Origin of the sequence: Streptomyces canarius (assembly GCF_014650735.1) — a bacterium.
GTDB lineage: Bacteria > Actinomycetota > Actinomycetes > Streptomycetales > Streptomycetaceae > Streptomyces > Streptomyces olivaceoviridis.
Genome location: NZ_BMVN01000007.1, coordinates 302,597 through 316,358 on the forward strand (window position 1 = coordinate 302,597; position 13,762 = coordinate 316,358).

The 13,762-nt window shown below is 72.7% G+C and carries 11 protein-coding genes and 2 pseudogenes; 11 read left to right on the top strand and 2 right to left on the bottom strand.

The window, feature by feature from the left end; genetic code table 11:
* Window positions 1–272 precede the first annotated feature (272 nt).
* The 6 genes from IE294_RS13600 (at window position 273) to IE294_RS13625 (ending at window position 5,506) form a co-directional block, all read left to right on the top strand.
* Window positions 273–716: a GntR family transcriptional regulator gene (locus IE294_RS13600; protein WP_189885670.1), complete on the top strand. Its 444-nt coding sequence runs from the start codon at window positions 273–275 to the stop codon at window positions 714–716.
* Window positions 713–1,624: an ABC transporter ATP-binding protein gene (locus tag IE294_RS13605; RefSeq protein ID WP_189885672.1), complete on the top strand. Its 912-nt coding sequence runs from the start codon at window positions 713–715 to the stop codon at window positions 1,622–1,624. Before IE294_RS13600 ends, IE294_RS13605 begins: the two co-directional genes overlap by 4 nt.
* On the top strand, window positions 1,621–2,577 hold the full coding sequence (locus IE294_RS13610) for an ABC-2 membrane transporter-related protein (RefSeq protein WP_189885675.1): 957 nt from the start codon (window positions 1,621–1,623) through the stop codon (window positions 2,575–2,577). Before IE294_RS13605 ends, IE294_RS13610 begins: the two co-directional genes overlap by 4 nt.
* 96 nt (window positions 2,578–2,673) lie before the next feature.
* The gene (locus IE294_RS13615) at window positions 2,674–3,477 is read left to right on the top strand and encodes a class I SAM-dependent methyltransferase (protein WP_189885677.1); all 804 of its coding nucleotides are present in this window, start codon (window positions 2,674–2,676) and stop codon (window positions 3,475–3,477) included.
* A 21-nt stretch (window positions 3,478–3,498) separates the two neighbouring features.
* On the top strand, window positions 3,499–4,683 hold the full coding sequence (locus IE294_RS13620; RefSeq protein WP_189885679.1) for an acyltransferase family protein: 1,185 nt from the start codon (window positions 3,499–3,501) through the stop codon (window positions 4,681–4,683).
* A 43-nt stretch (window positions 4,684–4,726) separates the two neighbouring features.
* Complete coding sequence (locus IE294_RS13625; protein ID WP_189885681.1) at window positions 4,727–5,506, top strand: polysaccharide deacetylase family protein; 780 nt, start codon at window positions 4,727–4,729, stop codon at window positions 5,504–5,506.
* A gap of 98 nt (window positions 5,507–5,604) precedes the next feature.
* Here the strand turns inward: IE294_RS13625 and IE294_RS13630 are convergent.
* Window positions 5,605–6,053, bottom strand: a pseudogene (locus tag IE294_RS13630) (MFS transporter); the annotation flags it as partial.
* Between the two features lie 15 nt (window positions 6,054–6,068).
* Here IE294_RS13630 and IE294_RS13635 point away from each other — a divergent pair.
* Window positions 6,069–6,299, top strand: coding sequence for a hypothetical protein (locus tag IE294_RS13635; protein ID WP_189885729.1), 231 nt, complete (start codon window positions 6,069–6,071; stop codon window positions 6,297–6,299).
* 61 nt (window positions 6,300–6,360) lie between these two features.
* Here IE294_RS13635 and IE294_RS13640 read toward each other — a convergent pair whose 3' ends face one another.
* Entirely contained in the window at window positions 6,361–6,519 is a 159-nt protein-coding gene (locus IE294_RS13640; RefSeq protein WP_229917154.1) for a hypothetical protein, read from the bottom strand.
* A 282-nt stretch (window positions 6,520–6,801) separates the two neighbouring features.
* On the opposite strand from IE294_RS13640, the gene IE294_RS13645 reads away from it, so the two are divergent.
* The 4 genes and pseudogenes from IE294_RS13645 to IE294_RS13660 form a co-directional block, all read left to right on the top strand.
* Window positions 6,802–7,914 carry a hypothetical protein gene (locus IE294_RS13645; protein WP_189885684.1) on the top strand — a complete coding sequence of 371 codons (1,113 nt, stop codon included), beginning with the start codon at window positions 6,802–6,804 and terminating at the stop codon, window positions 7,912–7,914.
* A 46-nt stretch (window positions 7,915–7,960) separates the two neighbouring features.
* Complete coding sequence (locus tag IE294_RS13650) at window positions 7,961–8,731, top strand: TIGR03936 family radical SAM-associated protein (protein WP_189885686.1); 771 nt, start codon at window positions 7,961–7,963, stop codon at window positions 8,729–8,731.
* Between the two features lie 262 nt (window positions 8,732–8,993).
* Entirely contained in the window at window positions 8,994–13,538 is a 4,545-nt protein-coding gene (locus IE294_RS13655; RefSeq protein WP_189885688.1) for an Rne/Rng family ribonuclease, read from the top strand.
* A gap of 146 nt (window positions 13,539–13,684) precedes the next feature.
* Window positions 13,685–13,762 (top strand): annotated as a pseudogene (locus tag IE294_RS13660) (phosphocholine cytidylyltransferase family protein); the annotation flags it as partial.

The window sequence follows — 13,762 nt, forward strand, 5'->3', positions numbered from 1 at the left end:
CGCCACGGACGGTCGCCCTCCCCCCGTTGCCGATCAGTGCGGGCCCGGATTCGGTCACCCATGGCTCGTCCTGACGCCTCCCTGACGGTGAATCAGCTTTGTGTGACGGCACTTTGACGGTGGCCTTCGCGGCGCCCGGAGGGAAGGGCGGGACGCCGGGGCCCGAGCGGACTGTCCGACCCCGCGGACCGCTTGGGCACCCCGCGGTTTGACATCTCCGCCACGCCCCCACCATGCTTGTATTAATTCATTAACACAAGCACGCTGAAACCATGGAAGGTGACGTGGTCGAGTACCGGATCGACCGTGGCAGCGGGGTACCGGCCTACGTGCAGATCGTCGACCAGACCGAACGGGCGCTCCGGATGGGCACCTTGAAGGTCGGGGACAAGTTGCCCACGGCCAGGGAGGTGGTGGCGGCGACCGCCATCAACCCCAACACCGTGCTCCGGGCCTACCGCGACATGGAGCAGGCCGGTCTGGTCGAGCTCCGCCGCGGGCTGGGGACCTTCGTGACGCGGTCTCTCGCCCGGCCCGGCGCGGAGGGCGACTCGCCCCTGCGTAGGGAGATCACCGACTGGACGGCACGCGCGCGGGCGGCGGGGCTGGAACGGGCGGACGTGCTCGCCCTGGTGACAGCGGCCCTGGACGCCTATGACGACGAGCGAGACACCCATACCCCGGGCGACCGGGAACGGAAGAAGGAGGACGCATGACCGGGCCTGACGCGCCGGCCGCACTGCGCGCCACGGGACTCGGATTCCGGTACCGGAAGCGGGGCGGCCGGGCCCTGCGGGACTGCGAGTTCACCGTGCCCAACGGCCGCATCACCGCCCTTGTCGGACGCAACGGCGCCGGCAAGAGCACCCTGCTGCACCTGGCCGGCGGCCTGCTGCGGGCCGACTCCGGGGAGCTGCGTGTGCTGGACACCGCGCCGGGCACGGCCGAGGCCCGCGCCCGGGTCGCGCTGCTCACCCAGGACAAGCCGCTGTACCCCCGCTTCACCGTGGCGGACACCCTGCTGATGGGCGAGAAGCTGAACTCGTCGTGGGACCGGGCGGTCGCCGAGCGGACCGTCCGCGAGGGCGACATCCCCCTCCACGTCCGCGTCGGCGAACTGTCCCCCGGACAGCGCACCCGCGTCGCGCTCGCCCTGGCGCTTGGCAAGCGACCCGAACTCCTCCTTCTCGACGAGCCCATGGCCGACCTCGACCCCGTGGCACGAGGCGAGATCATGGCGTCACTGATGGCCGAGGCCGCCGAGCGCGGCACGAACATCGTGCTGTCCTCGCACGTCCTGCCCGAAATAGAGCAGACCTGCGACTGGGTGCTGCTGTTGCGGGACGGCCGGATCGAGCTGAGCGAGGACGCCGAAGCGCTGCGCGAGAGCCACGCCGTGCTGACCGGACACACCGACCAGGCCGACGCCCTCGCCGGGCGGCACACCGTCGTACGGCGGCGTGCCGCAGGCAGGCAGATGACCGCCCTGGTACGGCAGCACGGACCGCTGCGCGGCGACTGGCACGTCGAGCGGCCCAGGCTGGAGGACATCCTGATCGGCTATCTCGAAGCCGGTGCCCCGGGGCGCCTCGCCCCCGCCGAGCGGACGGAGGCGGCGGCGTGAAAGGCTCCCTCTGGCTGGCATGGCGCCAGCAGCGGATGCTGGCCGGCGTCAGCGCGGTCTTCCTGGCCGCCGCCGCGGCCATCGCCGCGTACCACCGCTCGGGCATGCTGGACGAGCTGCACAGCGGGCAGTTCGACCACTGTGCTCCCGGACCGCTGTACTGCACGCGACCCGGTACGGGCCTGCCCCTGCTGCTGGACGTCGAACCGCTTCAGTACCTCGGAGCGCTGAACATCGCCCTGCCTGTCCTGATCGGCGTCTTCTGGGGCGCCCCGCTGCTGGGCCGCGACCGGGAACTGGGCACGCACCGCCTGGTGCTCACCCAGGGGGTGAGCCGCGGCCAGTGGTTCGCCTCCCGGTTCGCCCTGGCCGCGGCGACCACGGTGGCCCTGTCCGGCCTGCTCGCGGGAGTGTTCGCGTGGTGGTGGCGACCGGCCGCCGACCGCAGCTACGGCCTGTTCTGGTACGACGACGCGGCCCTGAGCGGCTCGGGCCCACGCGTCGTGGCCGCCGCCCTGTTCGGCCTGGCGGCCGGCACGCTGCTGGGTCTGCTGGCCCGCCGGGTTCTGGCCGCCATGGGCCTGACCCTCCTGGTGACCGGGGCGACGACCCTCCTGCTGGAGTGGACGCACAGGACCCGACTCCTGGTCCCGCCGCACACCTACACCAGCGTCGGCATCGTCCCCAAGCCGGCCATGGGCGAGAAGTGGTCGACCGGCCACTACGGGCTGATCACCGCATCCGGCCGCCGCGACGACGTGATGAACTGCCCCTTCCCCTCGAGTGACCGGCTCAGGGAATGCATGGACCGGCACGGGTACGTCGCCCGCTTCTACGAGGCCAACCCGGCCGGCGACTACTGGACCTTCCAGTGGACCGACACCGCCGTCCTCGGCGGCCTCGCCGTCCTGCTCACGGTCATCACCGTGCTGCTCCTGCGCCGTCGCGTCTGACCGCGCCGACCGCGCCGGGGCTCCCCCTTCACCTCTTCATCTCCTTCCACCCCTTCACCCCTCGTGGGGTCCCCTTTGCACGGAGGTCGCTCCACCATGCCCGCTGACGCCAGGTCGCCGAGGAAACTGCGCAACAACCGCGCCACGCTCACCCACAAGACCGGTTACGCCCTGCGCCACCCTGGCCGCGTCATCCCGTACCTCCGCCGGGCCGGCCGGGACGCCTGGCTGCGCCTGATCCACCCCGACCACGTCGGCTACTACCGGGCCGTGATGGCCTCGGACACCCGTCGTAATCCGGAGGCCGCGGTCGGCAGCCAGACCCACGACCGCTGGCTGGCGCTGGGGCAGATGCAGTTCGACTACCTCATCGGACACGGGCTGCGCCCCGACCACCGCATGCTCGACATCGGCTGCGGCAACCTGCGCGGCGGCTGGCGCTTCATCAGCCATCTCGACGCCGGCAACTACTACGGCATCGACATCTCGCCCGACATCCTGGTGGCCGCCAAGAAGACCCTCGTCGAGCGCCGCCTCCAGGACAAGATGCCGCACCTGACCATCACCGGCGACCTCACCCTGGACTTCCTGCCCAGCAACCATTTCGACGTCGTCCACGCGCACAGCGTCTTCTCCCACTCGCCCCTGGAGGTCATCGACCAATGCCTGGCACACGTCGGCCGCGTGCTGACCGACACCGGCTTCTTCGACTTCACCTTCGACCGTACCGAGGGCACCGAACACCAGGTGCTGCGCGAGGACTTCTACTACCGGACCGCAACCCTCCTGGCTCTGGCGCGCAAGCACGGTCTGCACGCGCGCTTCATGGAGGACTGGGAGAAGCGCCCGCACGGTCAGTCGAAGATACGTGTCAGCCGCTCCGCCCTGCCCGGCGCCTGAGAAGACCGCACGAGTCCGCTCATGGAAAACGAACGCAGGTCCGGGAAACACGGTGATCCGAGTGGGTCCACCGGCTCCAGTGGACCGCAGGGCGGGCAGACGCGCCTGGCCGCGATAGACGGGCTCCGTCTGGTGGCGGCGGTGATGGTGGCCGCGTACCATTTCCTGGGGACACCCACCCCGCACTTCTGGGGAAGGACCGAGCTCAGGGATTTCGCCCCGCTCCTGCATGGGATCAGCCGCTACGGCTGGCTCGGCGTCGAGTTCTTCTTCATCATCAGCGGATTCGTCATCTGCATGAGCTGCTGGGGGCGGACTCCCGCACAGTTCACCGTCTCCCGCGTCTCGCGGCTCTTCCCGGCCTACTGGTGCGCGGTGCTCCTGGTCGTCATGCTTGTCCTGGTCGCGCGGATGGGCCATTGGCCCGCCGCCACGCGCATCGACCCCCGCACAGTCCTGGGGAACCTGACGATGGCTCCGGGACCACTGGGACTCGATCTGGTGAGCGGAGTGAGCTGGACACTCTGGGTGGAGGCCCGCTTCTACCTGCTGATGGCCGCACTGCTCGTCTTCGGGCTGTCCTATCGGCGGTTGGTGGTCTTCTGCGGAGCCTGGCTCCTGGCCGGTGTCGTCGCCCTCGAGGTTCACTCGCCCCTGCTCAACGAATTCGTGCTGACCCGCTACACCGGCCTGTTCGTCGCCGGGATCGTACTCCACCTCATGCGCAGGTTCGGGCAGAACCTCCTGCTGTGGCTTCTGCTGGGTTTCGCCTGGTGCTATGAACTCACCGTGCTCGAATTCCGGGTGGCAGACCACGCCACCACGTCCCCCGGCGAGGACGGGCCCTCCTGGGCCGTGTGCGCGGCCGTACTCACACTCTGTCTCGGCCTGCTGGCACTGGCCGGTGTCGGACCGTGGGCGGGACTGCAATGGCGTTGGCTGGTCACCGCCGGCGGACTCACCTACCCCTTCTACCTCGTCCACCAGAGCATCGGAATTCCCTTGGCCAAGGGATTGGTCCGGGCATTTCCGGGGCTCGGCCTCTTGCCTTCGATGGCGGTGTCCGTCATCTGCATGCTGGGTCTTGCCGCGCTTCTCCACAAAAAGGTGGAAGGCCGGCTCGGACGTCTCCTGAGGCATCGCCTCACGCTCGACGTTCACCTGCGGGACCTCGCTGCGAAGCCCACTCCCACCCGCGCGCGCTAGCGCGAAGCGGGACCAGTCGGTTTCCTTTCGGGAAAGGCATCACATGCCCCTCAGCGCGCGAAGACGACGGTCTCGCACACTCGTCGCCGTCGCCACTGCCGTGGCCGCCGTCCTGGCCGTGGCGCTGGCTTCGGCCCTCACGGTGACGACCTACGATCACACCTCGCCGCGCGCCGCCCGCGGCAAGGCATCGGGATCGGTGGCCGGGAACGTCGACTGCCGCAAGGCGAAGTGTGTGGCGCTCACCTTCGACGGCGGCCCCAGCCTGACGACCCCCAGGCTGCTGGACATCCTGAAGCGGGAGCATCTGCACGCCACCTTCTTCGTACAGGGCAAGGGCCACATCGCCGAGTATCCGGACATCCTCCGTCGCATCTCGGCCGAGGGGCACGAGATAGGCAACCACACCTGGAACCACGAGGTTCTGACGCGGATAGACGCGGACGAGGCCCGTCAGGAGCTGACCCGCACGCAGGACGCCATCGAGAGGGTCACAGGCACCCGGCCCGTCCTGATGCGTCCTCCGCAGGGCCGTACCAACCGCAATGTGGCCGACGTCTGTGAGGAGTTGAGGCTGGCGCAGGTGCTGTGGAGCGTCACGGCCAAGGACTACGAGACGACCGACTCGGCCCTGATCACCAAGCGGGTGCTCGACCAGACCGACCGCGACGGCGTCATCCTGCTGCACGACCTGCACAAGGGAACCGTGCCCGCCGTCCCGGGGATCATCAAGGCGCTCCGGCAGCGTGGCTACACCATCGTCACGGTGTCGCAACTGCTGGCTCCGGCCAAGCCCCGGCCGGGCATGGTCTACCGGCCCTGACCCGCTGCGACGAACACCACGGCAGCGCGTTGCCGCACCGGGGAAGGCACCTCCGTTCGGCCGCGGGTCCGGGCCGGTCCTGCCCGCCCGCGTTCTCACCCGCCGACCGCCGCGGCCCCCATGACCCTGCCCGTCAGGCCGATCGCGGTCGTCCCGTTGCCGGACTGCCTGGCCCGGACAGGTACGAGCACCGAGGTGATCGCCGCGTCCAGCAGGTTGGTGATGGTGCACATGACGATGACGGCGAGCAGCAGCGACTCGCCGCGCAGGAAGGTGAAGCCCTCGCCGAACCGCCGCCAGTAGCCCGGCCCCGTTCCCCCGGCCTGTGAGGGGGCTTCCTCGACCGGGTGCCGCATGCCACGTGGCAGCACGAGTTCGATGATCACCGATCCGAGGGCGAAGCAGCCCGCGTTGACGGCGAGTCCGGTCAGGGACCGAGCAGCGCAACCAGGGATCCGCCGGCCACCAGGCCGACGGTGGAGGCGAGCCGCTCGATCACACCGGGCAGACCGGTGGCCCGTTCCAGCGGCACCCGGCCGCGCTCAGCCGTCCCTCCCAGCCGATGGACGACGAGGCCCGCTGGACCACCGCCCGCCGACTGCCGCACCACCACACTCTCAAACCTGAGGACCGCCTCGCCGGCCTACTGTTGCTCCTCTATGCCCAGTGGCCCGCCGCCGTCTCCCGGCTCACCATCGACCACACCGAGGAGCCGGACGGAGCCGTCCGCATCCGTCTCCGCGCCGTCCCGGTCGAGCTTCCCGCACCCGACCCCGCATCATGGTTTTCGTGACGCTGAGCCGCCCACCCGGTTGCATGGGGGCGGCTCTGCCTCGTGTGGCCGCCAGAAGTCGTCAGAAGGCCTCGGCGAACTCATCCTCTTGCATGATCAGCCGGTCTCGTACGTCTTCGGGGATCATGATCTTCATGTGGATGTGAGGGGCGCGAACCCCCTTCACCCTGGTCCGCTTGATCACGCACTTGACGCCCACCCTGAGCAGATCGGCGGCCATGGCGGGTGCGTTGGTGTGTGCCCGCAGATGGACACCCACATCCAGATCGGCCCGACCGGCAAGAAACTGCTGCCTCTGACGGTGAAGAACGCGGGTCCGGCGCCGGCCGCGAGCGGCCACACGCACTGACGCGAGCGCGGCACCGCCTGTGCGGCCCCGAGAGCCCCCTCTTCCGATGGAGAGGGGGCTTGTCGGCGTTCAGGGAGCCCGCCGAGCCGGAGTCCCGCACGGCGCGCGTGACCTGACCGGATCCGAACGGGCGGTCCGTGCGTCTACCCCTGTATGGACCTCCAGAAGCCGCCGCCCGCCTCCCACCGGCCCGAAGGGTGCCTCGTCGTCGCCGTCCGCCTCCCCGTGCGGATCGTCGCCCTGGTGCTGGTCGTGCCGGTGCGGATGGTGTGGGACGCGCTCGTCGTCACCGGGCGGTTCCTGCGGGACACCGTGCTCCGGCCGCTCGGGCGGGCCCTGCTGTGGGCCGGCCGGGCCGTGCTCGTGTGGCCGTTCGTGGGCCTGTGGCGGTACGTCCTGGTGCCCGTCGGCCACGCCCTCGCCTGGCTCGGCACCGTCCTGCTGGTGGTGCCGGCCGTGTGGTGCCACCGGTACCTCCTCACGCCCGTCGGCCACGCCCTCGCCTGGCTGGCGCGCGGGGCCGGAGCCGGGCTCGCGTGGGTGTACGCGCGCGTGCTCACCCCGGTCGGGCACGCGCTGACCTGGCTGCTGAAGGGAATCGGCGCGGTCCTGGCCGCCCTCGGCGCCGGGGCGTACACGGCCGTCGCCTGGCTGCTGCGGTACCTGCTCGTCGTACCCGCGCGGTGGCTGTACACCTGGGTGCTCGCCCCCGTCGGCCGGGCCGTCGCCTGGTGCGCGCGGGGAGTGGCGTGGCTGCTGGGACTGGTCGTCACCGGTGCCGGCCTGGTCCTGTACTGGACGGGACGCGTCCTGTTCGTGCTGCCCGCGCTCGCGCTGTGGCGCTGGGTGCTCGCCCCCGTCGGCCGGTTCCTCGCGGTCGTCGCGCGCGAGGTGGGGGAGGCCCTCGGGCACGCCTGGCGGGTCGCCGGGCGGATCTCCCTGGCCGTCGGGCGCGCGCTGGGGACCCTCTTCCGGTGGATCTTCGTGGAGCCGGTGCGCTGGGTGTACCGGACCGTCCTCGCCCCGGTCGGACACGTCGTGCGGGACGCGGTCCTGCGGCCCCTCGCGCAGGGCCTGCGCGCGGTGGGCCGGGTCTCGCGGGAGGCGCTGGCCACGGCCCGGGACACCGTGCGGCAGGCCCGCGCGGACGTCCGCCGGATGCTGTTCGGAGAGCCCCGGCAGCGGCAGGCGGTGGACAGGCGGGAACCCACCGCCCGCGACACACGTACTCTTGGTAGGAGTACGACCGCTCTCACGAAGGACTAGGACACTGGGCAAGCGACAGCCCGAAGGCCCGCCGCCCGCACCCGCGGTGCAGCGCATTCGTCTGCGCTACACCAAGCGCGGCCGCCTGAGGTTCACCAGCCACCGAGACTTCCAGCGCGCCTTCGAGCGTGCGTTGCGCCGCGCCGAGGTGCCCATGGCGTACTCGGCCGGGTTCACGCCGCACCCGAAGGTGTCGTACGCCAATGCCGCACCCACCGGCACGGGCAGCGAGGCGGAGTACCTGGAGATCGCGCTCACCGAAGCGCGCGATCCCGAGACCCTGCGCGTCCTCCTCGACGAGTCGCTGCCCGCCGGGCTCGACGTCGTCGATGCGGTCGAGGCGCGGACCTCGGGTCTCGCCGACCGGCTGACGGCCTCCGTGTGGGAGCTGCGGCTGGACGGCGTCGACCCGGCCGACGCCGAGCGCGCGGTCGAGGCCTTCACCAAGGCCGGCACCGTCGAGGTGCAGCGGTTGACCAAGAACGGCGTCCGCACCTTCGACGCCCGCCCGGCCGTGGTGAGCCTGGAGACGCACGGTGCGCCGGCTGATAGGCCGACCGACCAGCCCTGTGCGATACTGCGGCTGGTTGTTCGGCACGTGACGCCTGCCGTACGACCCGACGACGTCCTGTCCGGTCTCCGCGCCGTGGCCGACCTGGCGCCGCCGGTCCCCGCAGCGGTGACCAGGCTGGCGCAGGGGCTGTTCGATGAAGAGACCGGCACGGTGACCGACCCGCTCGCGCCCGACCGCGAGGCTGCCGGGGCCCTGACGGCCCAGCCGGCCGCCGCCGCGACGGCGCCGGAAGGTCCCGCGTAGGGACGGACGTCGTAGCGCCGCCCTCGTACTCGGGAGCCACCTGGGTCGGGCAGCGCACCGACCAGAAGACTTTCGCCAGGCCGTACCGACAAGGCGTACGGAACCGGCGAGACAGGACACAGAGTGCTCCCGTGCGGCGCCCGCGCCCCGGACGGCGGCCATCGCGCATCGCGCGGGCCGCGGACGTCAACGGCGGACGGTCCCCTGAGACCGGTGCCGGACCAGGTGCGGCGCCCGGGAGCCTGACGGGAGAAACGCCCGCATGCTCGAACCGACCGAACCCCATGAGGGTTCCGAACTGAACACTCCCAGCGACACCCTGCCGCCGCGCAGGCGTCGCCGTGCCGCCTCTCGCCCGGCGGGCCCGCCCGCCGCGGTGGCGGAGGCGCCCGCGGAGGTCACCGTGCCGGCCATACCGGCCGCGGAGGCCGACGAGGTCACCGAGGTGACCGAAGACGTCGGCGAGGCCACCGGGGCCGGCGAGATCGCCGAGGCCGAGGGGACCGAAGAGGCCGCTGCCGCCGAGGCCGCGCCCGTCGAGGAAGCCGCTCCCGCGCGTCCGCGTCGGCGTGTGGCCCGTAGGGCGTCCGCGCCCGCCGGTTCGCCGTCGTCCGCCGAGGCCGCCGAGACCGTGGTCCCGGCCGAGCCGGAGAAGACCGCCGCCGTCCCCGAGGCCGGCGCGGTCGTCGTCGGTGAGGAGGCCGCCCCGCGCCGCACCCGGCGCCGGGCCACGCGCAGCGTGTCGACGCCGGCCGCCGATGCCACCGAGTCCGCCGTGGCCGCCGAGGCTCAGGTGACGGAGGCCGCTGCCGCCGAGGCCGCGCCCGCCGAGGAGACCGCCCCCGCGCGTCGGCGTGCGGCCCGCAGGGCGTCCGCGCCCGCCGGTTCGCCGTCGTCCGCCGAGGCCGCCGAGACCGTCGTCCCGGCCGCCGCCGCGTCCGCCACGGCGGCTGCCGCCGAGGCCGAGACCCCGCAGGAGCCCGCCGCCGAGGAAGCCGCTCCCGCGCGTCCGCGTCGCCGGGCCACCCGCCGGGCCTCCGCGCCCGCCGGTGCTCCGAAGGGCGCCGAGGAGACTGTGGCCGCCGCCCCGGTGGCGCAGCCGGAGGCCGTTACGCAGGTGGAGACCGCTGAGGCCGCCGAGGAGGCGCCGGAGGCCGTCGCCCCCGTCGAGGAAGCCGCTCCGCGCCGTACGCGTCGTCGTGCCACCCGCCGGGTGGCCACGCCCGGCGCCGAGGAAGCCGCGGAAACCGGGGAGACCGTGGAGGCCGCTCCGGCCGCTGAGGCTGCCGAGACCGCTGAGGCCGCCGAGGAGGCGCCGGAGGCCGTCGCCCCCGTCGAGGAAGCCGCTCCGCGCCGTACGCGTCGTCGTGCCACCCGCCGGGTGTCCGCGCCCGACACCGCCCCCGCCACCGAGGAAGCCGCTCAGGCCGAGGCCGCGGTGACCGCCCACACCCCGGAGGTCCCCGCGACCACGCACACCACCGAGCCGGCCGCGGCCACCCAGCCCGTTCAGGCGCCGCAGGCTCCCGCACCGGCCGCCGAGGCCGAGGCCGGGGCGCCGCGCCGGGCCCGGCGCAGGGTCGTCCGCGCCGCGTCCGGGTTCGCCGAGCCCGGCCGGGCCGCCGCTTTGCCGGCCGCCGAGCCGGAGGAGGCCGAGGCCCCGCGCCGGCCCGCCCGCCCCGCCGTCGCCGTCTTCCAGGCGCCGGTGTTCACCGAGCCCCAGTTCCAGACGCCGCAGCGGGCCGCAGCCGAGGCGGCTGCCGAGGCCGCCGAGGTCGACGAGGCAGCCGAGGCGGAGGAGACCGAGGAGTACGCGGAGGAGCGTGCCGAGACCGGTGGCCGCCGGCGCCGGCGCCGCCGTGCTGCCGCCGCCGAGGAGAGCAAGCCGGCCGAGACCGCCGTCGAGGACGAGGAGCCGGAGGAGGCCGAGGAGACCCCGGAGGCCGCCGAGGAACTCGCCGAGGACGAGGAAGGCGACGAGACCGAGGGCGCCGAGGGCTTCGAGGAGTCCGGCTCGCGCCGTCGCCGCCGCCGTGGCGGACGCCGTCGCCGGCGCGGTGACGCGGGCGAGGGCGAGTCCGGCGAGGGCGTGGACGGCGACGCCGAGGAACTGGCCGCCGAGCAGGCCGCGCAGGACGCCGAGGACACCGCCGAGCAGGAGGAAGAGGACGTCGAGGAGGCGCGTGGCGAGGAGTCCGGCGGCTCCAGCTCCAGCCGTCGGCGCCGTCGCCGGCGCCGTCGGGCCGGTGACACCTCCGTGGACGCCGAGCCGTCCGAGGACGACCCGGAGCGTACGGTCGTCAAGGTCCGCGAGCCGCGCAAGCCCAGCGAGCCGTCCGACGAGGTGCAGTCCATCAAGGGCTCGACCCGTCTGGAGGCCAAGAAGCAGCGCCGCCGGGAAGGCCGTGAGCAGGGGCGCCGACGCGTTCCGATCATCACCGAGGCCGAGTTCCTGGCCCGCCGCGAGGCCGTCGAGCGCGTGATGGTCGTCCGTCAGCACGGCGACCGTACGCAGATCGGCGTCCTGGAGGACGGCGTGCTCGTCGAGCACTACGTCAACAAGGAGCAGTCGACCTCGTACGTCGGCAACGTCTACCTGGGCAAGGTCCAGAACGTGCTGCCGTCGATGGAGGCCGCCTTCATCGACATCGGCAAGGGCCGCAACGCGGTCCTGTACGCCGGTGAGGTCAACTTCGAGGCGCTCGGCATGGCGGGCGGGCCGCGCCGGATCGAGTCCGCGCTCAAGTCCGGCCAGTCCGTCCTCGTGCAGGTCACGAAGGACCCGATCGGGCACAAGGGCGCGCGGCTCACCAGCCAGGTCTCCCTGCCCGGGCGCTACCTCGTGTACGTCCCCGAGGGCTCGATGACCGGCATCAGCCGCAAGCTGCCCGACACCGAGCGGGCCCGGCTGAAGACCATCCTCAAGAAGATCGTCCCCGAGGACGCGGGCGTCATCGTGCGCACCGCCGCCGAGGGCGCGAGCGAGGACGAGCTGCGCCGGGACGTCGAGCGGCTCCAGGCGCAGTGGGAGGACATCCAGAAGAAGGCCAAGAACGGCGGCAACGCTCCGACGCTGCTGTACGGCGAGCCGGACATGACCGTCCGGGTCGTGCGCGACATCTTCAACGAGGACTTCTCCAAGGTCATCGTCAGCGGTGACGAGGCCTGGCAGACGATCCACGGGTACGTCTCGCACGTCGCCCCGGACCTGGCCGGCCGGCTGTCGAAGTGGACCTCCGAGGTCGACGTCTTCGCCACCTACCGGATCGACGAGCAGCTCGCCAAGGCGCTGGACCGCAAGGTCTGGCTGCCCAGCGGCGGTTCGCTGGTGATCGACCGGACCGAGGCGATGGTCGTCATCGACGTCAACACCGGCAAGTTCACCGGCCAGGGCGGCAACCTGGAGGAGACGGTCACCAGGAACAACCTGGAGGCGGCCGAGGAGATCGTGCGCCAGCTGCGGCTGCGCGACCTCGGCGGCATCATCGTGATCGACTTCATCGACATGGTCCTGGAGTCCAACCGGGACCTGGTGCTGCGCCGTCTGCTGGAGTGCCTGGGCCGCGACCGTACGAAGCACCAGGTCGCGGAAGTGACCTCGCTGGGCCTCGTCCAGATGACCCGGAAGCGGGTGGGCCAGGGCCTGCTGGAGTCGTTCTCCGAGACCTGTGTCCACTGCAACGGGCGCGGTGTCATCGTCCACCTGGACCAGGCGACCGCGAACGGTGGCGGCGGCAAGCGCAAGAAGCGCGGCCGGGGCGCCGAGGCGCCGGAGCCCGTGCACGAGCATGTGCACGAGACCGCCGCCGTGGCCGTGGAGACCGGCGAGGCCGTCGAGCCCGAGGTGGAGACCGCCGTGGAGGTGGCCGCCGAGGTCGCCGAGCCGGTGGCCCTGCCGGCGCCCGAGTTCGCGCCGGACGAGGAGCTCTACAGCAGCGTCGCCGAGGCGGAGGCGGCGGCCACCCGTGGCCGTACGCGGCGCCGGGCGAGCCGCCGGGTGTCGGCTCCGGCGGGTGCGCCGAAGGCGGAGAAGGCGCCGAGGGCCGAGCGGGCGTCCAAGTCCGGGAAGGTCGCCGCGGAGGCTGCCGAGGCCGCGGTTCCGACCGCCCAGGAGGTCACCGCCGAGCAGGCGGCGGCGCGCCCGGTGCAGCCGGAGCCGGCCGCCGAGGCGCTGGCCGAGCCGATGGCCGTCGAGGACCAGGTGGTCCCGGCGTCGCGGGCCGAGGCCCCGGCCGCCGAGGAGGCCGCGCCCAAGGGCCGTACGCGCCGTCGGGCGACCCGGAAGGTGTCGGCCCCGGCCGGCTCGCCCGAGGGTGCCGAGGCGGCCGTCGTGACGGTGCCGGAGACGGCGCCCGCGGCCGAGGCACCGGTGGAGCGGCCCGCTCCGGTCGACGCGACCCCGGTCGAGGCCCCGGCTGAGGAGGCGGCGGAGGCCGTGAGCGCCCCCGCCCCGGCCCGCCCGCGCCGCCGTGCGGTGCGCAAGGCCACCGCGCCGACCGCGCCCGCGGAGGCGGCCGTCGTGGTCGTCCCGTCGGCCACGGCGGAGGAGGCCCCGGCGGCGGAAGCCCCGGTCGCCGAGGCTCCGGTGACCGAGGAGACGGCCGCCGCGCCGGCCAAGAAGACCGCCCGTAAGACGGCGGCCAAGAAGGCCACGGCGAAGAAGACGGCCGCCAAGAAGACCGCGGCCAAGAAGACGGCCGCGAAGAAGACGACGGCCAAGAAGGCGGCGAAGACCGCCAAGACGGCCGCCGCGAAGTCGACGGCGAAGAAGACCACCACGGTCTCCACCGCCGCGGACGAGGACTGAGTCTCGTCCCACCGGGTGTGGTCCTGTCCCTTCGGGCAGGACCACACCCCTTGTCGGGGCCTTGGAGCGAGTTCTCCTCGGGGCGCCGGAGCCGAGTCAAGACGTACAGTGCCTCGGCACAGCTGAAACAAAGGAGAGAAACCGCGATGATAGGCCTCGTTCTGGCGGCCGGCGCCGGGCGCCGTCTGCGCCCCTACACCGACACCCTGCCCAAGGCCCTGGTG